General features: G+C 40.9%; 21 protein-coding genes. 18 read left to right on the forward strand and 3 right to left on the reverse strand.

Annotated features, from left to right (window positions below; all coding sequences use genetic code 11):
* Nucleotides 1-21 precede the first annotated feature (21 nt).
* The 5 genes from accD (at nt 22) to ACOT8F_RS05825 (ending at nt 5,745) form a co-directional block, all read left to right on the forward strand.
* A complete protein-coding gene (gene accD, locus ACOT8F_RS05805; RefSeq protein ID WP_421650627.1) occupies nt 22-885 on the forward strand; it encodes an acetyl-CoA carboxylase, carboxyltransferase subunit beta in 864 nt (287 codons plus the stop codon).
* Nucleotides 879-1,856, forward strand: coding sequence for an acetyl-CoA carboxylase carboxyl transferase subunit alpha (gene accA / locus ACOT8F_RS05810; RefSeq protein WP_421650628.1), 978 nt, complete (start codon nt 879-881; stop codon nt 1,854-1,856). The genes accD and accA overlap by 7 nt, the downstream gene beginning before the upstream one ends.
* Nucleotides 1,857-2,294: 438 nt before the next feature.
* Nucleotides 2,295-3,254 carry a 6-phosphofructokinase gene (gene pfkA, locus ACOT8F_RS05815; RefSeq protein WP_421650629.1) on the forward strand — a complete coding sequence of 320 codons (960 nt, stop codon included), beginning with the start codon at nt 2,295-2,297 and terminating at the stop codon, nt 3,252-3,254.
* A gap of 53 nt (nt 3,255-3,307) precedes the next feature.
* Nucleotides 3,308-5,068: a pyruvate kinase gene (gene pyk, locus ACOT8F_RS05820; RefSeq protein WP_421650630.1), complete on the forward strand. Its 1,761-nt coding sequence runs from the start codon at nt 3,308-3,310 to the stop codon at nt 5,066-5,068.
* A gap of 287 nt (nt 5,069-5,355) precedes the next feature.
* On the forward strand, nt 5,356-5,745 hold the full coding sequence (locus ACOT8F_RS05825) for an FxsA family protein (protein WP_421650631.1): 390 nt from the start codon (nt 5,356-5,358) through the stop codon (nt 5,743-5,745).
* 198 nt (nt 5,746-5,943) lie between these two features.
* Here ACOT8F_RS05825 and ytvI read toward each other — a convergent pair whose 3' ends face one another.
* The gene (gene ytvI / locus ACOT8F_RS05830) at nt 5,944-7,059 is read right to left on the reverse strand and encodes a sporulation integral membrane protein YtvI (protein WP_421650632.1); all 1,116 of its coding nucleotides are present in this window, start codon (nt 7,057-7,059) and stop codon (nt 5,944-5,946) included.
* Between the two features lie 129 nt (nt 7,060-7,188).
* Here ytvI and ACOT8F_RS05835 point away from each other — a divergent pair, with 129 nt between their 5' ends.
* From ACOT8F_RS05835 to ACOT8F_RS05890, 12 genes are all read left to right on the forward strand, one after another.
* Nucleotides 7,189-7,647 (forward strand): DUF441 domain-containing protein, encoded by a 459-nt coding sequence (locus ACOT8F_RS05835; RefSeq protein WP_421650633.1) that lies wholly within the window; start codon nt 7,189-7,191, stop codon nt 7,645-7,647.
* Nucleotides 7,648-8,178: 531 nt separating this feature from the next.
* The gene (gene citZ / locus ACOT8F_RS05840) at nt 8,179-9,294 is read left to right on the forward strand and encodes a citrate synthase (protein ID WP_421650634.1); all 1,116 of its coding nucleotides are present in this window, start codon (nt 8,179-8,181) and stop codon (nt 9,292-9,294) included.
* Between the two features lie 169 nt (nt 9,295-9,463).
* Nucleotides 9,464-10,735 carry an NADP-dependent isocitrate dehydrogenase gene (gene icd, locus ACOT8F_RS05845; RefSeq protein ID WP_421650635.1) on the forward strand — a complete coding sequence of 424 codons (1,272 nt, stop codon included), beginning with the start codon at nt 9,464-9,466 and terminating at the stop codon, nt 10,733-10,735.
* Nucleotides 10,736-10,829: 94 nt separating this feature from the next.
* Nucleotides 10,830-11,768, forward strand: a complete 939-nt coding sequence (gene mdh / locus ACOT8F_RS05850; RefSeq protein ID WP_421650636.1) for a malate dehydrogenase — start codon at nt 10,830-10,832, stop codon at nt 11,766-11,768.
* A gap of 480 nt (nt 11,769-12,248) precedes the next feature.
* Complete coding sequence (locus tag ACOT8F_RS05855; protein ID WP_421650637.1) at nt 12,249-12,461, forward strand: hypothetical protein; 213 nt, start codon at nt 12,249-12,251, stop codon at nt 12,459-12,461.
* A 637-nt stretch (nt 12,462-13,098) separates the two neighbouring features.
* Nucleotides 13,099-13,818 carry a winged helix-turn-helix domain-containing protein gene (locus ACOT8F_RS05860; RefSeq protein WP_421650638.1) on the forward strand — a complete coding sequence of 240 codons (720 nt, stop codon included), beginning with the start codon at nt 13,099-13,101 and terminating at the stop codon, nt 13,816-13,818.
* On the forward strand, nt 13,811-15,571 hold the full coding sequence (gene pnpS / locus ACOT8F_RS05865; protein WP_421650639.1) for a two-component system histidine kinase PnpS: 1,761 nt from the start codon (nt 13,811-13,813) through the stop codon (nt 15,569-15,571). The genes ACOT8F_RS05860 and pnpS overlap by 8 nt, the downstream gene beginning before the upstream one ends.
* Before the next feature lie 254 nt (nt 15,572-15,825).
* Nucleotides 15,826-18,465: a DNA polymerase I gene (gene polA / locus ACOT8F_RS05870; RefSeq protein ID WP_421650912.1), complete on the forward strand. Its 2,640-nt coding sequence runs from the start codon at nt 15,826-15,828 to the stop codon at nt 18,463-18,465.
* A gap of 14 nt (nt 18,466-18,479) precedes the next feature.
* Entirely contained in the window at nt 18,480-19,310 is an 831-nt protein-coding gene (gene mutM / locus ACOT8F_RS05875; protein WP_421650640.1) for a DNA-formamidopyrimidine glycosylase, read from the forward strand.
* An 81-nt stretch (nt 19,311-19,391) separates the two neighbouring features.
* On the forward strand, nt 19,392-20,024 hold the full coding sequence (ytaF, locus tag ACOT8F_RS05880; protein WP_421650641.1) for a sporulation membrane protein YtaF: 633 nt from the start codon (nt 19,392-19,394) through the stop codon (nt 20,022-20,024).
* Nucleotides 20,025-20,036: 12 nt separating this feature from the next.
* The gene (gene coaE, locus ACOT8F_RS05885; protein ID WP_421650642.1) at nt 20,037-20,633 is read left to right on the forward strand and encodes a dephospho-CoA kinase; all 597 of its coding nucleotides are present in this window, start codon (nt 20,037-20,039) and stop codon (nt 20,631-20,633) included.
* A gap of 173 nt (nt 20,634-20,806) precedes the next feature.
* Entirely contained in the window at nt 20,807-21,829 is a 1,023-nt protein-coding gene (locus ACOT8F_RS05890; RefSeq protein WP_421650643.1) for a glyceraldehyde-3-phosphate dehydrogenase, read from the forward strand.
* Nucleotides 21,830-21,983: 154 nt separating this feature from the next.
* On the opposite strand, the gene ACOT8F_RS05895 is transcribed toward ACOT8F_RS05890, so the two are convergent.
* Nucleotides 21,984-22,256, reverse strand: coding sequence for a hypothetical protein (locus tag ACOT8F_RS05895; protein ID WP_421650644.1), 273 nt, complete (start codon nt 22,254-22,256; stop codon nt 21,984-21,986).
* Nucleotides 22,257-22,288: 32 nt separating this feature from the next.
* A complete protein-coding gene (locus ACOT8F_RS05900) occupies nt 22,289-23,590 on the reverse strand; it encodes an MFS transporter (RefSeq protein ID WP_421650645.1) in 1,302 nt (433 codons plus the stop codon).
* 206 nt (nt 23,591-23,796) lie between these two features.
* On the opposite strand from ACOT8F_RS05900, the gene ACOT8F_RS05905 reads away from it, so the two are divergent.
* The gene (locus ACOT8F_RS05905; RefSeq protein WP_421650646.1) at nt 23,797-24,222 is read left to right on the forward strand and encodes a MarR family winged helix-turn-helix transcriptional regulator; all 426 of its coding nucleotides are present in this window, start codon (nt 23,797-23,799) and stop codon (nt 24,220-24,222) included.
* The last annotated feature ends 231 nt before the right edge of the window (nt 24,223-24,453 follow it).

The following is a 24,453-nucleotide window of genomic DNA, read 5'->3' on the forward strand; positions in this document are numbered from 1 at the left end:
TTAGAATAGGGAGGTATCCATTTGTTTAAAGATCTTTTTACAAAGAAAAAGAAATATGCTTCGGTTCCCTCTGATAAAGCGAAAAAGGATGTACCTGAGGGGATTATGACGAAGTGCCCCAGCTGTAAAAAAATAATTGTGACAAAAGAACTTCATAAAAATCTGCATGTTTGCACGCACTGCGATTATCATTTTCAGATGAATGCTCATGAACGTTTAAAAAGTCTTTTCGATGAACATTCGTTTACTGAATATGACAATGAAATGGTATCTGAAAACCCGCTTGACTTTCCAGGTTACCTTGAAAAACTTGAAAAGGACAGAAAAAAGTCCGGGTTGAATGAGGCTGTTGTAACAGGAGAAGGCACGATCGATGGCTACAGGACAGCTATTGCGATCATGGACGCAAGTTTTAGAATGGGCAGTATGGGATCTGTCGTTGGAGAAAAGATAACAAGAGCCATTGAAAAAGCAAAAGAAGCCCATATTCCTTTCATTATCTTTACTGCTTCAGGCGGAGCCCGTATGCAGGAAGGAATTCTGAGTCTCATGCAGATGGCCAAGACAAGTTCAGCTCTGAAATTATTCAGTGATGAAGGCGGGCTGATTATATCCGTTATGACCCATCCTACAACCGGTGGAGTTTCTGCAAGCTTTGCATCACTCGGTGATTACAATTTTGCAGAACCTGGAGCACTCATTGGATTTGCTGGAAGAAGAATTATCGAACAAACCATTCGGGAGGATCTTCCCGAAGATTTCCAAACAGCTGAATTTTTACTGAAGCACGGTCAGCTTGATGCTGTCATACACCGTCAGGAGCTTAAAAATTCTCTCGCTGTTATTCTTGATATTCATCGGTACGGAGGTGCAGCAAAATGGTAGGAGAGCTGGAATTTGAAAAGCCTGTTACAGAGCTTCGGAAAAAAATTACGGAGCTGAAAGAATTTACTGCAAATGCCGATGTAGACCTTTCTTCGGAAATTAGCCGTTTGGAAGAAAGGCTCCAGAAGCTTGAAAATGAAATTTACTCCAATATTAAGCCTTGGGACAGGGTGCAGATTGCCAGGCATCCAAACCGCCCTTCGACGCTTGATTATATAGAAGAACTGTTCACGGATTTTTTTGAATGCCACGGAGACAGACTGTATAGCGATGATGAAGCGATCGTCGGAGGCATAGCGAAATTTCAAGGTGTCCCAGTCACTGTTATTGGTCACCAGCGAGGAAAGGACACGAAAGAAAATATTAGGCGTAATTTTGGTATGCCGCATCCAGAGGGATACCGCAAAGCACTAAGACTGATGAAACAGGCTGATAAATTTGGACGGCCGATTATCTGCTTTATCGATACAAAAGGAGCTTATCCGGGAAAAGCTGCTGAAGAAAGAGGCCAAAGCGAAGCGATTGCCCGAAATCTCTTTGAAATGGCAGGATTAACTGTACCCGTAATCTGTATCGTGATTGGTGAAGGCGGAAGCGGAGGCGCTTTGGCACTTGGAGTAGGAAACCATCTCTTGATGCTTGAAAACTCAACCTATTCCGTTATTTCACCTGAAGGAGCTGCTGCTCTTTTATGGAAGGATGCTTCACTTGCGAAAAAAGCTGCTGAAACGATGAAAATTACAGCTCCGGATTTAAAGGAACTGGGTGTCGTGGATGAGATCATTCCTGAAGTGAAAGGCGGCGCCCATAAAGATATTAAAGAGCAGGCATCTTTTATACGAAATGAATTGGAGCGCTCAATGGCTTCCCTCGGAAAAATGGAAAAGGCGAGCCTTATTGAACATCGGTATAATAAATATAAGGCAATTGGCAAAGTATCGTTTGCCGGAGAGTATCTTGGGGTAAAATGAGTAAACGTGTGGCCCTTATTAAAAGGGAACACGTTTTTTCTTATGGCTGTTTTCTAAAGGCTCTTTTCATAAACTTTGTTGTATTTCATGAGAATAAGTGAATTCCAAACAAGAATTCAATTGCGAATTTTAGAAAAGATGCCACGAAGGTTATCTCATGCGTGTTCTAAACCCATAAGAATAACAGTAATCTTTGCGAAAACAGCCTTTCTTATTTCTGCTTATATTAACTGAATTGAAACTTCTAAAAGGAGAATATTGAATATAACTATTCAATGAATTTTTATTTTGCCTATCCAAAGTGTACCCTGAAATATTGTATAATGTAGACGGATTTAATTAGTGAGAAATTTCGACAAATGTCGATTCTTGTCCATTGTGCTCCTAATTTCTTCATGTTATCTTTAATACATACATATTACCTACTGGGGTGAAAAAATGAAAAGAATAGGTGTTTTAACCAGCGGCGGTGACTCTCCTGGAATGAATGCTGCAGTACGTGCAGTAGTCAGAAAAGGAATTTATCATGATATTGAAGTATACGGCATTTACCATGGCTACGCAGGTCTTATTGCAGGACATATTGAAAAGCTTGAACTTGGTTCTGTAGGGGACATTATCCATCGCGGAGGAACAAAATTATATACAGCGAGATGCCCAGAATTTAAAACAGTGGAAGGCCGGAAAAAAGGAATTGAGCAGCTTAAAAAGCATGGTATAGAAGGGCTTGTTGTCATCGGCGGCGATGGCTCCTATATGGGGGCTAAGAAGCTGACAGAAGAAGGATTCCCTTGCATTGGTGTACCCGGAACAATTGATAATGACATCCCTGGAACTGATTTAACCATAGGCTTTGATACTGCATTAAATACAGTAATTGATGCGATTGATAAAATTCGCGATACTGCAACTTCTCATGAACGTACATATGTTATAGAGGTAATGGGCAGGCACGCAGGTGATATTGCGCTTTGGGCTGGTCTTGCAGGCGGAGCTGAAAGTATTTTGATCCCAGAAGCACATTATGATATAGACGACGTAATCAATCGCCTGAACAGAGGCCATGAACGCGGAAAAAAACACAGCATCATCATCGTTGCTGAAGGTGTTGGAAGCGGAGTAGAATTCGGCAAGCAGATCGAAGAAAAAACTCACTATGAAACAAGGGTTTCGGTTCTTGGCCATATTCAAAGGGGAGGATCTCCAACTGCAGCTGACCGGGTTCTGGCAAGCCGCCTTGGTGCTTTTGCAGTAGAATTGCTGATTCAGGGAAAAGGCGGACGCTGCGTCGGTATTCAAAGCAATAAACTTGTCGATCATGATATCATTGAGATTCTTGAACACAAGCATACAATTGACCCGAATATGTATCAGCTTTCTCAAGAGCTGTCCATTTAATGTTGCCTATTTGGAATCGTTTCCACAACTGAAATATTAGGAGGAACTAACACATGCGTAAAACAAAAATAGTTTGTACAATCGGTCCTGCAAGTGAGAGCGTTGAAATGCTGACTGAACTTATGGAAACCGGCATGAATGTTGCAAGACTTAACTTTTCACACGGAGATTTTGAAGAACACGGAGCAAGAATTAAAAATCTTCGCGAAGCAAGTGCAGCAACCGGTAAAATGGTTGCCATTCTTCTTGATACAAAGGGTCCTGAAATCAGAACGCATTCCATGGAAAACGGAGCTATTGAGCTTGTATCAGGCAATGAAATTATCGTTTCGATGAAAGAAGTAACTGGAACACCTGAAAAGTTCTCCATTACATATGAAGGGCTTATCGATGATGTTCATACTGGCTCTACCATTCTTTTGGATGATGGATTGATTGAACTTGAAGTGCTTGAAATTGACAAAGCGAACCAGGAAATCAAAACAAAAATCAACAATAGCGGTACACTGAAAAATAAAAAAGGCGTTAATGTTCCTGGTGTGAGTGTTAAACTTCCTGGGATTACAGAAAAAGACGCTAACGATATTGTCTTTGGAATCAAGCAGGGAGTCGATTTTATCGCTGCTTCATTTGTGCGCCGTGCATCAGATGTACTTGAAATTCGTGCCCTTCTTGAAGAGCATAACGCTGCAAACATCCAAATCATCCCAAAAATTGAAAACCAGGAGGGTGTCGACAATATAGACGAAATCCTTCAGGTTTCAGATGGATTAATGGTTGCCCGCGGCGATCTTGGAGTTGAAATCCCTGCAGAAGAGGTACCTCTTGTTCAGAAAGAACTAATCAAAAAAAGTAATGCCCTAGGAAAGCCGGTGATCACTGCAACTCAAATGCTTGACAGCATGCAGCGCAATCCGCGCCCGACCAGAGCGGAAGCAAGTGACGTTGCAAATGCTATTTTTGATGGTACAGATGCTATCATGCTTTCTGGTGAAACAGCGGCAGGCCAATATCCAGTGCAGGCAGTAAAAACGATGCATAACATTGCTTCAAGAACAGAGCAGGCATTGAATTATAAAGAAGCCCTTTCTAAAATCAGCGAACAAACAGGCATTACCATTACAGATGCAATCGGCCAGTCTGTTGCTCATACAGCATTGAACCTTAACGTATCGGCTATTCTGACTCCTACAGAAAGCGGCCATACAGCACGGATGATCTCTAAATACCGTCCGAAAGCACCGATTATTGCCATCACTTCTGATGAAGCTGTAACAAGAAAGCTGGCACTTGTATGGGGGGTTTATCCTACAACAGGACATAAAGCAGCATCTACTGATGAAATGATTGAAAATGCGGTTGCTGAGTCATTAAATACTGGAATTGTGAAACATGGAGATTTGACGATCATCACTGCTGGGGTGCCTGTAGGTGAAGCCGGAACAACTAACTTGATGAAGGTATACATCGTTGGAGATATCCTTGCAAAAGGCCAAGGTATCGGCAGAAAATCCGCTCATGGAGAAGTTGTAGTATTAAACTCTGCTGCGGAAGCATCCAGCAAAATGAAAGACGGAGCAATTGTTGTAACTAGAGGAACAGACAGAGACATGATGTCTGCGCTTGAAAAAGCAACAGCCATTATTACAGAAGAAGGCGGCTTGACAAGCCATGCTGCAGTTGTCGGGTTAAGTCTTGGTATTCCTGTAATCGTTGGTGTGGAAAGAGCTGTGGCAATTCTTGAAGATGGCCTCGAAATTACAGTAGACCCATCAAGAGGCGTTATTTATAAAGGCCGTGCGAGCATTCTTTAATTTTACTTTAAAAGAAGGCTGTTTTTGCAAAGATTGCTGCTATTCGTATGGATTTGAAAATGCATGAAGATTAGCCTCGCTGCATCTTTTCTAAAAATTTCTGTCTAACTTGCAGGTATAGTCATGAAAAAGAGATGGGAAAACAACAAAGTTTAAGAAAAGTGCCTTTAAGAATGAATATGCATATAAGGAAAAGAGGAATATGGCTGCTGCTGAAATAACCAGTTGCTGGCGAATTCCTCTTTTTTTGGCATATACTAAATATAAAAGGGAGAAGGTGTGAGGAAATGATGAGGCTCTTGGTCCTTTTAATTGTCTTAATACCGGCGGCGGAAATTGGCATCTTCATTTATTCTGGAAAAACGATTGGGGTATTACCGACTGTTCTTCTGATTGTTCTTACAAGTGTTCTTGGAGCATGGCTGGCAAAAAAGCAAGGCATTGAAACGCTCAGAAAAGCACGAGAGGAAATAAGTTACGGGAATATACCCGGTGATGCGATCCTGGATGGATTATGCATTCTTTCAGGAGCCATTTTGCTTCTCACACCCGGTTTTCTTTCCGATATCGCTGGTTTTATCCTTCTTACTCCTTTTACCCGTAAATGGGTCAAGCCTGTGCTGATTCGCATCATCAGAAGAAGAATGCACAAAAACCGGTATACCATTATCCGTTGAGTTTTTTCCCTGAATCTGTTTGTTAAATAGGCTTTTTTTAAGATACACACACTGTTTGATTGGCTATATGGCATCATTTTTAAAGTCTCCGCCTAAAACTGCATTGAAAAAAGATCGAATAGCAATAAGTATAAGAAAAAAGTCTTAAAAAAGAAGCTATTCCAGAATCTGCTGGACAGAAATGGATGAGCTTCTTTTTCATTTGGGGTTTTTACCAGAGATATATAGCCACACTGATTGAAACACACCTGCCCTGTAAAGAGCATTCAGAAGGACAATGAAAAGCGGCCCTGCAAAGAGGCCACCGATACCGAAAATCCGATAGCCTGCAAAAATGGCAATCAATGCTGGTAGAGGAGCAACACCAGCTGATTGGGACATTAATTTAGGCTCCATCAGCTGGCGTGTAATCATGACCAGGAGAAAAAGCGTCCCTAATCCGCTTGCCAGTCTGCTTCCCCCGCTTAGCAGCAAATAGGCTATCCAGGGCAAGAAAATAATTCCTGAGCCGACAAAAGGAATAAGGTCCATTAATCCGATTAATAGAGCAATTGTGAGGGAGTGTGGGATGCGCAAAATGAGCAGCCCTATATAAGACATAAAGATCGTAAGGATGATTAAATAGAATTGTGCTTTAATAAGTCCTGAGAAAGCTTTTTTCATTTCTTCTGCAACGGTATGGAAACGGGCGGATAATGGCTGCGGGATTTTTTTTCTTAAATAGCCTACAAGCTTATACCAGTCCTTACTTATGAAAAAAGTCGCCATGAGCGTAATAAAAAAAGTACTCGTCAGACCAGGCATATAACTCAGATAAAGCGGCAGAGCATTAAGGAGACGCGAAATCCAGTTTCCTGCCTGCAGGATCATATTTTCGCCAGCTGATTGAAGATTGGATAAAATCGTCTGTTTGTGCCCCTCTTCAAGTGCATTAAACAGTTCTGTAAGCTTGTCCCCAAAAGGAACAACGTGGCTTGTGAAAAATGAATTAACATAAATAAGGAAATGCTTTAAGTAAAAAGGAAATACCGAAGCAAGATATTTGATGCCAGAAGCTGTTTCGGCGAGTATATAAAGCAGCGCACTTGCAGCTGCTAAGAGCAAAAGAATCAGCATGAAAGCAGCAGCAAGGCTTCTTGGAAGCCTGAAGCGGCCAGCAAGCAGGTTAACGGAAGGATTCAGGAAATAGGCCAGGAAGGCAGCTGCATAAAATGGATAGAGGAACGGAAAGGTTACTGCCGCTGCTATAATCACAGTACACAAGCCTGCAAGAACCGCGGCGGCTCTCAAAGCCATTTTATATGCCTGTTTCAATTCATCCCTCCTGTCTCATGATAGGCTGTACTACATATTACTCCTTTGTCAGCCTGTTCATGCCTTCTTGCTTTCTAATTAGGGATGAAAATGCAAAAAAGTTAAACTGAAATAAGAAAGGATGACAAAATGAACCAGGCTGTTATTTTTTTATGTATTTTACTTGGAATCGGATTAATAGCCAAAAATCAATCGTTAATCTTTGCAGTTGCATTCCTGCTGTTGATAAAAGCAACTGGTCTGGATGGAAAGATTTTTCCCATTTTGCAGTCAAAAGGGATCAACTGGGGAGTTACCATTATTACAATTGCCGTGCTTGTGCCAATTGCAACAGGAGATATTGGGTTTAAGCAGCTGACAGAAGCAATGAAATCATATACCGCGTGGATTGCCCTTGGATCGGGGGTAGCCGTTGCTCTGATTGCAAAAAACGGTCTTGTCCTTCTTACTGAAGATCCTCATATCACTGCAGCCCTTGTGCTTGGCACAATTCTAGCTGTTTCCCTTTTTAATGGTGTAGCAGTAGGACCGCTTATAGGAGCTGGAATTGCTTACCTTGTCATGCAGCTTGTGAAATTTTTTGGATAAACAAGTTAGTCGGAAAAAGCGTTCTGGCTTCAACGCCGATTCATACGAGTACTTTAAAAATTTAAGTTTTCCCTTTAAGTGTATGAAGATAAAAAATGGGGTGCAGCAGAGCAGGAGGCTTAAGAAATGGAGCATCATATAACTTAAGGTTTTGTTTTTTGCGCAAAAGGAAATAGAATACATGACGAAATTCTTTTTGACTATCATTTAAATGACAAAATTTTTCCCAGTTTAGATGCTTTCCGTTCACAAATTTCAGATTATTGTTTATAATGTTAATAGGCTGATTTATTATGTTAGCCTAATATTATATGAAAGATCACGATTTAATGGCGTGATTTTTGTTATACAAGATAATGTAAGCATTTTCTTTTTTCTTCAAGAAAAGGTATGCTTATGGGGTGAGCGTCCGCTCAAGGATTAACAAAAGTTAGGAGAAAGTATGAGAATCCTTAACTGAACTCTTTTTTTCTCCTTTGCTTTTAAAAGTGTACAAAAGTGGGGAAATATTAACAAAAAGGAGAGATTTACATGACAACGACACGGGGTCTCGAAGGGGTAGTAGCAACTACATCTTCTGTCAGCTCAATCATTGATGATACTCTTACATATGTAGGCTATAACATTGACGATTTAGCTGAAAATTCCAGCTTTGAAGAAGTAATTTACTTATTATGGCACAGAGAGCTTCCAAATCAGCAGCAGCTTGACGAAATTAAGCAGCAGCTTGCTGAAAACGCTGCAATTCCACAGCAGGTCATTGAACAGTTCCATTCCTATCCAATTAAAGAGGTTCATCCGATGGCTGCTCTTCGCACAGCCGTTTCTTTCCTGGGACTGCATGATGAAAATGCAGATGAAATGGATGAGCAAGCAAACTATCAAAAAGCCATTCGCCTCCAAGCGAAGCTTCCTACAATTGTATCGGCATTCAGCCGCATCAGAAAGGGCCTTGCACCTGTTGAACCGCGCAAGGATCTTGGCTTAGCTGCAAACTTCCTGTATATGCTTACTGGAGAAGAACCAAGCCCGATTGAAATTGAAGCTTTCAATAAAGCGCTCGTTCTTCATGCTGACCATGAACTGAATGCTTCTACATTCGCTGCCCGTGTAACAGTGGCAACATTATCTGATATTTATTCAGGCGTAACGTCTGCTATCGGCGCTCTTAAAGGACCATTGCACGGCGGAGCAAATGAAGCGGTTATGAAAATGCTGACAGAAATCGGCGAAGCTGAGAATGCTGAAAGCTATATAAAAAACAAACTGGACAACAAAGAAAAAATCATGGGCTTCGGACACCGTGTTTACCGCAAGGGAGACCCTCGCGCAAAGCATTTAAAAGAAATGTCCAAAAAATTAGGTGTGCTTAACGGTGAATCCAAGTGGTATGAAATGTCGGTTAAAGTGGAAGAAATTGTGACTTCCCAAAAGAGTCTTCCGCCAAATGTGGATTTCTACTCTGCAAGTGTTTACCACAGCCTTGGCATTGACCACGACATCTTTACGCCTATCTTTGCAGTAAGCCGTGTATCCGGCTGGCTTGCACATATTCTTGAACAATACGAGAATAATCGATTGATCCGTCCTCGTGCAGAATACACAGGTCCGGACAAGCAAGCTTATGTTAGTATAGAAGAAAGATAGAATAATAGGAAAATTGAGGTTGACTGGATTGTTAACCTCTTCTACCATTTTAATTAAGGAATTCTTAACGGCTGAAGACTTCTGATTGCTGCTGGGAATTCGAATGGTATCAGCTAAAATCAGAGAGGTAAGAAATACTAAATCTATACATATTCTGGAGGTAACAATCATGGCAAACGGAGAGAAAATTACCGTAACAAACGGTGAATTGAATGTACCTAACAAAGCAATCATTCCTTTTATTGAAGGAGACGGCACAGGTCCTGATATCTGGGCAGCTGCATCCCGTGTTCTTGAAGAAGCTGTAAAAAAAGCATACAACGGTGAAAAAGAAATTGTATGGAAAGAAGTTTTGGCTGGCCAAAAAGCGTTTGATCAAACTGGAAGCTGGCTTCCTGAAGAAACACTTGATACAATCCGCGAATACATGATCGCAATCAAAGGTCCTTTGACTACGCCTGTAGGCGGCGGTATCCGTTCTTTAAATGTGGCACTTCGCCAGGAGCTTGATCTGTTTGTATGTCTTCGTCCTGTTCGCTACTTCACAGGTGTTCCTTCACCTGTTAAACGTCCGGAAGACACTGATATGGTTATTTTCCGTGAAAACACGGAAGACATTTATGCTGGAATCGAGTATGCTCAAGGATCGGAAGAGGTTCAAAAAGTAATCGACTTCCTTACAAAAGAAATGGGCGTTAACAAAATCCGTTTCCCTGAAACTTCAGGCATCGGCATTAAGCCTGTTTCAAAAGAAGGTACAAGCCGTCTTGTACGCGCTGCAATTCAATATGCGATTGATCACAACCGCAAATCTGTAACCCTTGTCCATAAAGGGAACATCATGAAATTCACTGAAGGCGCATTTAAAAACTGGGGCTATGAGCTTGCAGAACAAGAATTCGGTGACAAAGTATTCACTTGGGCTGAGTATGACCGCCTTGTTGAACAAGAAGGTAAAGATGCTGCGAATAAAGCACAAGAAGAAGCTGAAGCAGCAGGAAAAATTATCGTGAAGGACAGCATCGCTGATATTTTCCTTCAGCAGATTCTTACTCGTCCAAGCGAATTTGAAGTGGTTGCAACAATGAATCTGAATGGTGACTATATCTCTGATGCCCTTGCAGCACAAGTAGGCGGAATCGGAATTGCTCCTGGAGCGAACATCAACTATGAAACAGGCCATGCAATCTTTGAAGCAACTCATGGTACAGCTCCTAAATATGCCGGTCTTGATAAAGTAAATCCGTCTTCTGTCATTCTTTCAGGCGTATTGATGCTTGAGCATCTTGGATGGCAGGAAGCAGCAGACTTAATTACAAAATCGATGGAAAAAACAATCGCTTCTAAAGTTGTAACTTACGACTTTGCCCGTCTGATGGACGGTGCTGCAGAAGTGAAATGTTCTGCATTTGGTGATGAGCTAATCAAAAACATGGGCTAATTCAAAATAATAGTAGCGGAATAAACGTTCGGGCCCTGTTCGGACGTTTATTCCGTATTTTCATGACTATTTCGTTAAGAGGGGTTGGAGTAATATGAATAAACGTAAAAAGATTTCAGTTATCGGGGCAGGTTTTACAGGAGCAACAACAGCATTTTTAGCTGCACAGAAAGAACTTGGCGATGTTGTTTTAGTGGATATCCCGCAAATGGAAAACCCTACAAAAGGGAAAGCTTTGGATATGCTTGAAGCAAGTCCTGTTCAAGGTTTTGATTCCAATATTACTGGTACTTCAAGCTATGAAGATACAAAAGACTCTGACATCGTCGTTATTACAGCAGGAATTGCCCGCAAACCTGGTATGAGCCGTGATGACCTAGTTGCGACAAATGAAAAAATTATGCGCAGTGTTACAAAGGAAATCGTCTCATACTCTCCGAACTGTATCATCGTCGTTCTGACAAACCCGGTTGATGCGATGACCTATGCTGTATATAAAGAGTCTGGTTTCCCTAAAGAACGTGTAATCGGACAATCCGGAGTGCTGGATTCAGCGCGTTTCCGTACATTTGTTGCTCAAGAATTGAATCTATCTGTTAAGGATATTACAGGATTTGTACTTGGCGGTCATGGTGATGACATGGTTCCTCTTGTGCGTTACTCCTATGCAGGCGGTATTCCATTAGAAACGCTTATCCCTAAAGAGCGTCTTGATGCGATCGTTGAAAGAACACGCAAAGGCGGCGGTGAAATCGTTAATCTTTTAGGCAACGGAAGTGCTTATTACGCACCTGCTGCATCACTTGTTGAAATGGTTGAAGCGATCTTGAAAGACCAGCGCAGAGTCATTCCATCTATCGTTTACCTAGAAGGGGAATATGGTTTTGACGGAATTTATCTTGGCGTTCCAACAATTCTTGGCGGCAATGGATTAGAAAAGATCATTGAGCTGGAATTGACTGATGAAGAAAAATCAGCACTATCAAAATCCGCTGAATCTGTAAAAAGTGTGATGAAGGTTTTATCTAACTGAATTAGGGTTTTTACCCTGATTCTTTTTTGTTCTTCATTATAAGTGTTTACAATTAAAAGAGAGTCACTTATGCTGCTTGGAAAAAAATGAAAACTGGGCCGTCACCTTGAGGATATTTCTGAAGGGGAAAAACTGGCCTTTACAGAAAAAATGGAAGACTGCTGCTTTATCTCGCCCTGACAGATGATGCCATCCCGCTCTATATCCAGCATGACTATGCATTACTGACCCCATATAAAATACCTATTATTCAAAGCCTAATGCAACAGGAATGATTAGTTCGGCTGAAATATTTGCCGGGCCCTGAAAGCCATATCCTGAAACAGGAACTATCATTTATAAAGCCTGTCTGCCATTACAGTGTGATCGAATTACAGCTCATGGTAAAGAACGTGGACCTCAAGGAACATCATATTATTAGGCTCTTTTCTGGAAACTTTGTTGCTTCTCGCTCTAAATTTCAGCTGCAGGACCCTTGATTTGGCAGGAACTTTAAGAAAAGATGCCCCGAAGCAAGTTACAATGCGTGATAAAAGCATTTACGAACAGCAACAATCTCTGCGAAAACATCATATTATTATTACAGTAAAGGCATTAAATGAAAAAAAGGAAACAATTCTTCTAGGAAATCTGACAGTATGTCCTCCTTACCTTCCTGAAGCAATGGACGGGCATGCACTGGATCATTTTTAACATGCTAAACAAAAAAAGGTGTTGAGAAGAAGGCAAGTATTGAGATGGATGCTTGTCTTTTTTATCTTTTAGAACCGTGTCCTTTTGAAGCGAATTTCTTTTGCATAAAGAAGAAATTTTATTAAGCAGAATAGAAGCATTTTTGTGAATTTTTTTGAACAAATCGAGAACTTGAGTATAAATTACCTTTGGAGGAATGATTATACTTGATTGAAGTGATGGTTTTGCAAGGTTATGAGCACTTACAAAGATTTAAGAGCGCTCCCAAAGATTTAAGAGCGGAGACAGGAATTTATGAGCGCTCCCGACGATTTAAGAGCGGAGACAGGGATTTAAGAGCGCTCCCGAAGATTTAAGAGCGAAGACAGGGATATAAGAGCGCTCCCGAAGATTTAAGAGCGAAGACAGGGATATAAGAGCGCTCCCGAAGATTTAAGAGCGCTAACAAAGATCTAATAATCGCAATAAAATATATAAACGGATATAAAACACATTATATCTCCCCCTTGTCATTCCCCCTTGTCATTCCCCCTGTTGGAAAAAGTTGAGATAGAATAAATGATAAAAGCCATTTTGCACTATTGACGGTTCGATTATAATAGAACTAGGAAGACAAACTATTTCTCTGGAGGCCTGTATGAGTAAGAAAATTCTAGTTGTGGATGATGAACAATCCATCTTAACACTTTTACAATATAATTTGGAGCAAGCTGGATTCGATGTTGTAACAGCATTGGACGGGGAGGATGGGCTCCAAAAAGGACTGATTGAAAATCCTGAGTTGATGGTTCTCGATTTGATGCTTCCTAAAATGGATGGCATTGAAGTGTGCAAACAGTTAAGACAGCAGAAAATAATGGTGCCTATTTTAATGCTGACGGCAAAAGATGATGAATTTGATAAAGTTTTAGGTCTTGAACTTGGTGCTGATGATTATATGACAAAGCCTTTCAGTCCAAGAGAGTTCGTTGCCAGAATTAAAGCGATTTTAAGAAGAACGCAATTTACTTCAGATGTTGAACCAAGAGAAATAGAAACTTCTGAAAAAATTATAATCGGAGACCTGAAAATTCTTCCTGAGCATTATGAAGCCTATTATGGAGCAGAAAGGCTTGAGCTCACGCCGAAAGAATTTGAACTTTTGGTTTATCTTGCAAAACATAAAGGAAGAGTTTTGACACGCGATCAGCTTCTAAGCGCTGTATGGAATTATGATTTTGCAGGGGACACAAGAATTGTGGATGTACATATCAGCCACTTGCGTGAAAAAATTGAACGCAATACAAAAAAACCATTATACATTAAGACAATCAGAGGACTAGGCTACAAGCTAGAGGAGCCCAAAATGGATGAATAGGTTTCGTTCAAGACTCCTGTTTGCCCTGATTACACTCATTATTGCAGTTCTAATTGGACTCGGACTGCTGCTGGGCCAAATTTTTAACAGCTATTATATGAATACATACAAAGACCGGGTTGAGAAAGAAGCAAAGCTGACGGAGCTTGTCATTTCAGAAGAAAGCCTTTCATCAAAGAAAGTGCCCCAAGCGTTGGAAAAAGTCGGCCGCATCGTAAAATCAGATATTTCCATTTTAGATGCAAATGGAAATATCATTGCTCAAAATGGAGCATTGAAATACAACAGCCAAAAAATTGCAAAGATTATTCTCTCAAAATATAAAAAGAATCTGAACGGTTTTCATATTACCATTTCAAATGATAACCTCCTCTATTACGGCCTGCCGTTGTATGAAGACGGGAAAAAAACAGGCTACCTTGTTTTAGCCAATCCAGTTGAATCACTTAAACAGGTGAATCAGCAAATTTGGGGTTTGCTTGTGACAAGTCTTGGGCTTGCTCTAATTGTAATCCTCCTTCTTGGGGTCAGGATCACTTCTCAATACACACGGCCGATTGAATCAGCAACAAAGGTTGCCATAGAGCTTGCAAAAGGGAATTACAAAGCAAGGACCTATGAGGATCATCTGGATGAAACCGGAATGCTGAGCCAGTCAATTAATGTTTTAGCGCGCAATTTGCAGGATATGGCGAGAGCGCAGGAAATGCAGCAGGACCGCCTTCAAACTCTGATTGAAAATATGGGCAGCGGACTGATACTGATTGATGGCAGAGGTTATATCAATCTCGTTAACCGCGCCTACAAAGAATTGTTTCACGTGGCACCTGATGATTTTTTATATAAGCTTTATTACGAAGCTTTTCAGCATCAGGAAATCATTGATACTGTCGAAGAAATTTTCATGACAGAAGTAAGGGTAAGGAAGCAGCTTCTCCTTCCACTTCATATTGAAAGGCGCCACTTCGAGGTTTATGGAGCTCCTATTATAGGGACGAACGATGAATGGAAGGGAATTGTACTTGTTTTCCATGACATAACGGAATTGAAAAAGCTTGAACAGATGAGAAAGGATTTCGTGGCGAATGTTTCCCATGAATTAAAAACACCGATCACTTCTCTAAAAGGATTCACTGAAACACTTCTCGACGGCGCCATGGATGACCGTCAGACACTTGAGTATTTCCTTTCTATTATCCTTAAGGAAAGTGATAGACTTCAATCTCTCATTCAAGATCTTCTTGATTTGTCCAAAATTGAACAGCAGGGCTTTAAGCTTAATGTTTCGAATTGTGATATAAAAGAAGTACTTGAAGAAATTGTTGTGATGCTTTCAGGGAAAGCAGATGAAAAAGAAGTTTCTCTATCCCTGGAAAGCGAGGATTCCCATGTTTACGCATATGGAGACGTTAACCGCATTAAACAAATTTTCATAAACCTGATTAATAATGCCTTAACTTATACACCTAAAGGCGGAAAGGTTAATGTTATTCTGGAAAACAAACCGCGTCATGCTGTTGTAACGGTCAGGGATACGGGAGTTGGAATAAAAAAAGAAGAAATACCAAGGATTTTCGAACGCTTTTACCGCGTGGACAAGGCGAGAAGCAGAAACTCTGGCGGTACAGGACTTGGTCTTGCGATCGTGAAGCATTTAGTTGAAGCTCATAAAGGTTATATTACAGTCAAAAGTGATGTGGGGGAAGGAACAGTCTTCACTGTCAGGTTTAATAAAGAAAATACAGAAGAATAGTTTACAAACTATTTACAAGTGGTTAAATCTTACTTAATAAAGAGTTGCTAATATAATAGGTGAAAACCCCTTCATCCAAGGAGCCAATCTTAAGGACGAGACGCAAGCTGTCTCGTCCTCTTTTTTTGCCTCGCACCTCTATTTTTCTTTCTTAACTATCTCATGCTAAAATAAGATAAACTGCATATCGGACAGATCATTCATATACAAATACTATTCGCAGTGTAAATTTCGAGGAGGAGGAGGAAATGCCATTGACGACTAATAAGAAGCTTGTTTTAATTGACGGAAACAGCATCGCTTATCGCGCTTTTTTTGCTCTTCCGCTTTTAAATAATGATAAAGGCATACATACGAATGCAATTTACGGATTTACGATGATCCTCATGAAGATTCTTGAGGACGAAAAACCGACCCACATGCTTGTGGCTTTTGATGCCGGCAAAACGACTTTCAGGCATGAAACCTATAAGGAATATAAAGGCGGGCGGCAAAAGACACCGCCGGAACTATCAGAGCAGTTTCCATTCATCAGAGAGCTCCTGGATGCTTACAAGGTATCCCGTTATGAACTTGAAAACTATGAAGCGGACGATATTATTGGAACATTGTCCAAAAAGGCTGAATCAGAAGGCTATGCTGTAAAAGTTATTTCGGGAGACAAGGATTTAACACAGCTGGTCAGTGATGCGACAACCGTGGATATTACGAGAAAAGGTATTACCGATGTTGATTCTTACACACCTGATTTTGTGATGGAAAAGTATGGACTGACGCCGGATCGTATAATTGATATGAAAGGCCTGATGGGTGATTCATCTGACAACATTCCGGGCGTACCGGGTGTTGGTGAAAAAACGGCCATCAAGCTTTTAAAAGAATACGGAACACTTGAAAAGCTCCTTGAATCAATCGATCAAGTAAGCGGGAAAAAACTGAAAGAAAAGCTTGAAGAAAATCGTGAAAGTGCGATTATGAGCAAGCAGCTAGCAACAATAAACTGCGAAGCACCGCTTGAAATAGGGCTTGATGATACCGAATATGAGGGCTTTGAGAAGCAGAATGTCGTAAAAATTTTTAAAGAACTTGGCTTCAATTCCCTTTTAGACAAGCTAGGGGAAGATCCGGAAGATACCAAGGAACATGAAATAGAAGAGATTGATTTTATTAAAGCAGAGAATGTAACGGACGATATGCTTGCTGATGAAGCAGCGCTGATCGTAGAAGTGTGGGAGGACAATTACCATACAAGCGGAATTGAAGGCTTTGCCATTGTACATGAAAATGGCCGCTATTTCATCCCGGTGCAGAAGGCCATGAATTCTGAAAAATTTATTAAATGGGCAGAGGATGAGAGCAAAAGGAAAATCGTTTTTGATGCAAAAAAATCATCTGTTGCTCTGAACTGGAAAAACATCAATCTTAAAGGTGTTGATTTTGACGTTTTCCTTGCATCGTATATTCTGAATCCGTCTGAAACCATTGAGGATGTATCTAGCGTAGCAAGAGGGAAGGGAATTTACATTGCGAACCCGGACGAGACGGTTTACTTAAAAGGAGCTAAACGAAGAGTTCCGGAGGAGGACCAGCTTGCAGAACATCTTGTACGCAAGGGGGCTGCGCTTCTTGCGTTAAAGGACAGGCTGCTTGAGGAACTGGAAGAGAATCAGCAGCTGGAGCTTTTGAAAGAGCTTGAAATGCCTCTCTCGCTCATTTTGGCTGAAATGGAGGCACAAGGTGTCAAAGTGGATGTTGAACGCCTGAAAGCGATGGGAGAAGATTTAAACAGGCAGCTGAGGGCGCTGGAGGGAAAAATTTATGAATTGGCCGGTGAAACCTTTAACATTAATTCTCCTAAACAGCTTGGTGTCATTTTATTTGATAAACTGAAGCTTCCTGTTGTAAAGAAAACAAAAACAGGCTATTCCACTTCAGCGGATGTGCTGGAAAAGCTTGCCGACAAGCATGAAATGGTTCGTGAAATTCTTCATTACCGCCAGCTTGGAAAACTAAATTCGACTTATATTGAAGGACTTCTGAAGGTCGTTCATCAGGATACTCACAAGGTTCACACGCGGTTCAATCAGGCATTAACTCAGACGGGAAGGCTCAGCTCTACAGATCCAAACCTTCAGAATATACCGATCCGTCTGGAGGAAGGAAGAAAAATCAGGCAGGCATTCGTACCATCCAAAGAGGGATGGGTCATGTTTGCAGCTGATTATTCACAAATTGAACTTCGTGTGCTCGCCCATATTGCAAATGATGAAAATCTGACAGAGGCCTTTTTAAATGATATGGATGTTCATACGAAAACTGCAATGGATGTCTTTCACGTGGAAAAAGATGAGGTTACATCAAACATGCGCCGCCAAGCGAAAGCTGTAAATTTCGGGATCGTTTACGGAATCAGTGATTACGGCCTTTCTCAAAGTCTTGGGATCACCAGAAAGGAAGCGGGAGAGTTTATTGACCGCTATTTAAAAAGCTTCCAGGGTGTCAAAGAGTACATGAATGAATCCATACTTGACGCAAAAGAGCATGGATATGTTAAAACGCTTCTTCAGCGGAGAAGATACATTCCAGAAATAACGAGCAGAAATTTTAATCTGCGGAGTTTTGCAGAAAGAACGGCGATGAATACCCCTATTCAGGGAAGTGCCGCAGATATCATAAAAAAAGCGATGATTGATATGGCTTTTCAATTAAAAGAAAAAAATCTTCAGGCAAAGCTGCTTCTTCAAGTGCACGATGAATTGATTTTTGAAGCACCTGAGGAAGAGATTAAAGAACTGGAGAAACTAGTGCCAGAGGTTATGGAACATGCGGTTGAACTGAATGTGCCGCTGAAAGTGGATTATTCCTATGGTCCTTCCTGGTATGACGCAAAATAGAAAGAAGGATTATTATGCCGGAACTGCCAGAAGTAGAAACAGTCAGAAGGACCCTGCTTGAGCTTGTAAAAGGAAAAACGATTGAGCTTGTGATCGTTCATTGGCCAAAGCTCGTAAAAAAACCGGATGATGCAAGACAGTTTCAAGACGCACTAAAGGGACAGACCATTTTGGATGTAGGACGAAGAGGGAAGTTTTTGCTGATCTCTTTAGATGATTATGTGCTCGTTTCTCATTTAAGAATGGAGGGGCGGTATGCCCTCCACAAATCATCGGATGAGTATGATAAACACACACATGTCTTATTCCGGTTTACGGATAACAGTGAGCTTCGATACAGAGATGTGCGTAAATTCGGAACGATGCATCTGTTCAAAAAAGGTCAGGAGGAAACAGAGCTTCCTTTATCCCAGCTTGGTCCTGAACCCTTTATGGACGATTTCAGTCCTGACTATTTAGCTGGAAAATTGAAAAATACGAAGCGGTTTATAAAAACCGTGCTGCTTGATCAGCGGATTGTCGTTGGCCTCGGCAACATTTATGTAGATGAGTCTTTGTTCAGAGCAGGGATTCATCCAGAGCGCATTGCTTCGGAGCTTGACGAAATGGAAATAAAAAGACTTCATACAGAAATAGTGACTACCCTTCTCGAAGCTGTTGACAGCGGAGGTAGCACCATACGATCCTATGTCAATTCACAGGGTAAAATCGGTTCTTTTCAGATTCAGCTGTATGTATACGGCCGAAAAGGAGAGCCGTGCAAAAGATGCGGAGCGGAAATTCAGAAAAAAGTTACAGGAGGCAGAGGGACACATTATTGCGCAAGCTGCCAAAAAATAAAATAAATTAGCCAAGCCCTGCCTTTAACTCTTTTTGGGCAAAAGTCATATACTGTATTAGTTTTGTCAGAAAGGGGCAGGGTCACGTTGATTTCTTTGCAGCTTTTTATTTTAGCGATTGCTGTCAGCCTTGACAGTTTTTCTGTGGGTTTTACGTATGGCTTGCGCAAGACCAAAATTCCGGGGAAGTCCATTTTTATCATTGCGTGCTGTTCAGCGGCAAGCTTGCTTGCTGCGATGTTTATAGGCCATGCGCTGATAGCGGTATTTCCAGAATCGGTGACAAAAGAGCTTGGAGGATACATCCTTATTGCGATCGGAGCATGGGTGCTGATCCAATTTTTCCTTCCTGAAAAAGAACACATACCTGACGAAGATGAAAAAACGATTTTTAACTTGGAAATAAAATCACTGGGAATTGTGATTCATATTTTAAGAAGGCCCTCTTGTGCTGATATTGACAAATCAGGGGCTATTAACGGAATTGAAGCGCTTTTGCTTGGGCTTGCGCTCTCACTGGATTCCTTTGGGGCGGGATTTGGTGCAGCACTCCTCGGCTATTCGCCTATTGTACTAAGCATCTCAGTTGCAGTTATGAGCTCTGTGTTTCTCATAATGGGACTAAGATCAGGCAGACTTTTTTCAGCTTTATCATGGCTTGAAAAATTCACATTCATACCTGGAATTTTACTTATTTTAATAGGGATCTGGAAATTGTAGGGAGGCAAGGGAATGACACTTGTAATAGGGCTCACAGGAGGCATTGCAAGCGGGAAAAGCACCGTTTCCAATATGATTAGAGATTGGGGCTATCCCATTATTGATGCAGATATTATAGCAAAAGAAGCTGTTGATCCGGGAAAACCTGCCTTGGAAAAAATAATAAAAGCTTTTGGACGGGACATTTTAAAGGGTGATGGTTCCCTTGACCGGCAGAAGCTCGGCGGAATTATTTTTCAAAACGCTGCAAAAAGGGAGATCCTGAACAGTATTGTACATCCTGCTGTGAGGGAAGAGATGCTGAAAAAGAGGGATGAAGCGAAATCAAATGGGGAAAAAGCCGTTGTGCTGGATATTCCTCTCCTGTTTGAAAGCAAACTGGCTCATTTTGCAGATGTTACCCTTCTAGTTTTTACAGATGATGAGGTGCAGCTGAAGCGGTTAATGGAACGTAATGGTTATACAGAGGAAGAAGCTGCTATGAGAATTTCCTCTCAGATGCCCTTGACTGAAAAAAAGAAGCTGGCAGATGCCGTTATTGATAACAATGGCACACTGCTTGAAACAAAAGAGCAGCTTCAGGATTTATTCAGAATGTGGAACATTTAATTGGATCTTTTGAATGAGCTCATAGGGAATCCTGTGAGCTTTTTTATATAGAAAAAAGTATCACCTTTTTATAAAAAATAAGCGCTTTCACCTTCCTAAATACCTTAAATGTGATATACTAATAGAAGAAAAAAACTTAAGAGTATAACACAAAAGCCGGAAGGAGCAATTTAATGAAAGCAAATGTTGCAATCAATGGGTTTGGGAGAATAGGGAGAATGGTGTTTCGAAAAGCGATTCTTGAAGGTAATGTCAATATTGTGGCCATTAATGCAAGTTATCCGGCAGAAACGCTGGCGCATCTTATAAAATATGATACAAATCATGGTCGTTTTGAAGGAGAAGTAATCCCTGCAGGAGACCATTTAATTGTAAACGGACATAAGGTTTTGCTGCTTGCAAGCCGCAATCCACTGGAGCTGCCATGGCATAAATTGAATATAGATATTGTGATTGAAGCGACTGGGAAGTTTAATTCGCGTGAAAAAGCGAAGGCCCATGTTGAAGCTGGTGCCCGCAAAGTCATTTTAACAGCACCTGGAAAAAATGAAGACATTACCATCGTAATGGGTGTCAATGATGAAATGTATAACAGCGATATCCACACAATTATTTCAAACGCTTCCTGTACAACCAATTGCCTTGCACCAATTGTAAAGGTACTGGATGAACAGTTCGGCATCGAAAATGGACTGATGACAACCATTCATTCCTATACAAATGATCAAAAGAACATTGACAATCCTCATAAAGATTTGAGGAGAGCGAGAGCTTGCGCCCAGTCGATTATTCCGACAACGACAGGAGCAGCAAAAGCACTCTCACTTGTTTTGCCGCATTTAAAAGGCAAGCTTCACGGCATGGCATTGCGAGTGCCAACACCGAATGTTTCCCTTGTTGATCTTGTTGTTGACCTGAAGCAGGAGGTAACAGCAGAAGAAATCAATCAGGCTTTTTTGGCAGCTTCCAATGGAACACTGAGAGGAATCATTGAGTATACAGATGAACCGCTTGTTTCAGTAGATTTTAATACAAATCCTCATTCTGCTATAGTTGATGGGCTATCCACTATGGTTATCGGCAGCCGAAAAGTGAAGGTACTTTCCTGGTATGATAATGAGTGGGGGTATTCCTGCAGGGTTGCAGAACTGATGAATCTTGTAGCAGAAGAAAACAGAAGGCTCTCAGTTGTTTAACATAGTATTTTAATTAGATGTCTTCGCGGCATCTTTTCTTAAAATTCCTGCCGAAGCAGAAACGAAATTTAAGCTGAGATGCAGCAAAGTTTAAAGAATAGAGCCATAAAAAAAGCATCCGGCAATTGCGATCGCTGGTTGCTTTTTAATTTTCTTATTTTTGATGTGAAGGGGCTGCAAGCTGAAGAGGCTCTTCATGCTTAACCTGAGCTTTTTCTTCTTTTCTTCTCAGCGCTCTGCCCTTACCAGTAAGCATTTTCCCGATTGATGCGGCTAAAGTAATCACACCAAGCCACATAAGGATACTGAAAAGATCGTTATATGAATCGAGCAAAGACAGCTTCTGCGACTGCCCTAAAATAGCGGCCGTAACATTTGCTTTTGCATCAGCAAGGGGAAGTCCATTCGCCACAAACTGTCTTGTCATCTCTTCCACTTGTGTTCTGACTTCAGGATCCGTCAGTGAGACCTGTCCGCGAATCGTTTCGTAATGGAATGCGTTGCGGGAAAGAACATAAGGTTCCTCGTAAAATGGAGAGAAACAGATCTTAGCCCAGCCTTATGCAGGTCACCTGCTAAAGCTGTGCCAAGCGCTCCTGATACAAGCGTCATACTGATGCCTGCACCTAAAAAGGCAAACTGTACACATAAAAGAGTAAGAGAAGTGTCTTCTGACATGGATCTCCATTGATAGGTCACAATAATGATAACAAGTGACCCCATAATCCCGAGAAAACCTGCGCCAAGCTTATCGTATAAAAGTGCGCACAGAAGAGCTGATACTAAGATCCCGACGTACAGCCAAATGTAAAAGTTCGTCATGGATCCAAAGGTCGTTCCTTTAATATTCCGCAAATACCCATTTACTCCGGCTAAAGCAATAATAAAGGCAACGTGGGCGACAATAGCCATTAGCAATCCGAAAAGCGGCTTAGGTCCTTTAAGTGCCTTGAAAGGAACAAGCGGGTTAGCTGAATTGTAATCAATATAAATAAAAAGAAAGAGCAAAATGAGTACACCTGCAAAGAATGGCCAGACATAAAGAGATTTGAATCCCAGATTTTGCAGATTCAAAAGCGGGAAAGCAAATAATACGGTAATCAGTGCAAGTAAACCCAAACCAAGCTTATCGATTTTTCTTTTATCTAATTCTTGTGTGTTATCAGAGGGCAGCAGTAAAGCACCGACAATCAAACACAAGATGGAAGTAAACATACTGACTAAAAAGAGCCAGCGCCAGCTGTCCACACTTAATGAAATGGCGCCTGAAAAAGCACCGAACGCAGACGAGCCAAAAAGGCCGCCAATTGCCATGATTAAAAAGGTATTCCTGATTTTGTTTGGAAAGGATCGCAAGCTTTGGGGCAATATGGTTAAAAACACCATTCCCGCACTCAAGCCTTGGATGATTCTTCCGATGACAAAAATAGTTAGATCGGGAGACAAAAAATTGATGACAGAACCAATAAAAAAGAGAAAAACAAATGACATGTACGTATATTTAAGCCCGAACTTCCTGCTTAACACCGGTCCGAGAGGCACTCCGAAAGCGAATGCCAGATTCGAAAGGATAGAAGGCATAAGCATTCCGTTATTGCTTGCAGTAAAGCCGTTCTGTATTACAAGCTGGTTAAGTGTATAGGACATGTTTAAAAAATACTGCGGTCCAATGGAAAAAATGGTCAAAAACGAAACAACTAAATACTTCGGGATGCTAATTTCCCTTACTCCTGTATTTATTGTGAAATGTGTATCTTCCAAGTAAAACTCCTCCCAAAACATCAAACACTTTTCGCTTTTATATTGTATTATACAAGTTGTAATATACAATGATATAATGGGATTTCAAGGTGAAAGCTCGAAATGGATTGAAAAAAGTGGCAGGCTCACAGGAATTTAATGCATAATACAAGAATAGCAGCATCAGCCTTAATAAAAGACAACAGTTAGGGAATGAGGGAAATGAAATGGAAAATACCCTTGAAAATATAGAGCATGAGATAGCATTATTAAGCAGGCTCACAACGGCTTTAAATCCAAAAAAGACGAGATTGGACAGGTCTGGCTATCTTCTTTTAAGCAAATTAAGTCTTAGAAGTCCGCAGGCGATCAATGCTATTGCGGACGACTTAAAGTTAGATGTTTCAACAGCAAGCAGACAAATCGCTTCATTGGAGGATAAAGGTTTTGTTGTCCGTTTTCCTGATGAAAACAACAGAAGAATCAGCTTGATTGAAATTACGCAAAAAGGAAAAACCGTTTATCAGGATGTAAAAAATGCGAGGTCAAAGGCATACTCACAAATCCTTAAGGAGTGGCCAGGAGAAGACTTGGATTTACTTGAAAAAATGCTGAAAAAACTTAATCAGTCTCTTATTCACTGGGACCGATAAGAAGCATTTTCTAATTTTATGTTTAGTGGATTTAAGACAGGCTATAAAGTAGTAAGGGAAAGCTTGGAGGAAAAAAAGGGCACTTCGGAATATAAATTTTTTGTAAAAGTATGTTGCAAAAATGCTGTTCAAGAAGTATACTATTTTTCGTGAACTTCTTATTCGCAGGTTTTGTGGCTACTTAAAGGGTTAGGACCTCTTTGGACTAACTTTCCCCCGTGGTAGTAAAGC

It is taken from the genome of Chryseobacillus diguaensis, from assembly GCF_049220665.1.
In the GTDB taxonomy this organism is placed as follows: Bacteria; Bacillota; Bacilli; order Bacillales; family Bacillaceae; genus Metabacillus_B.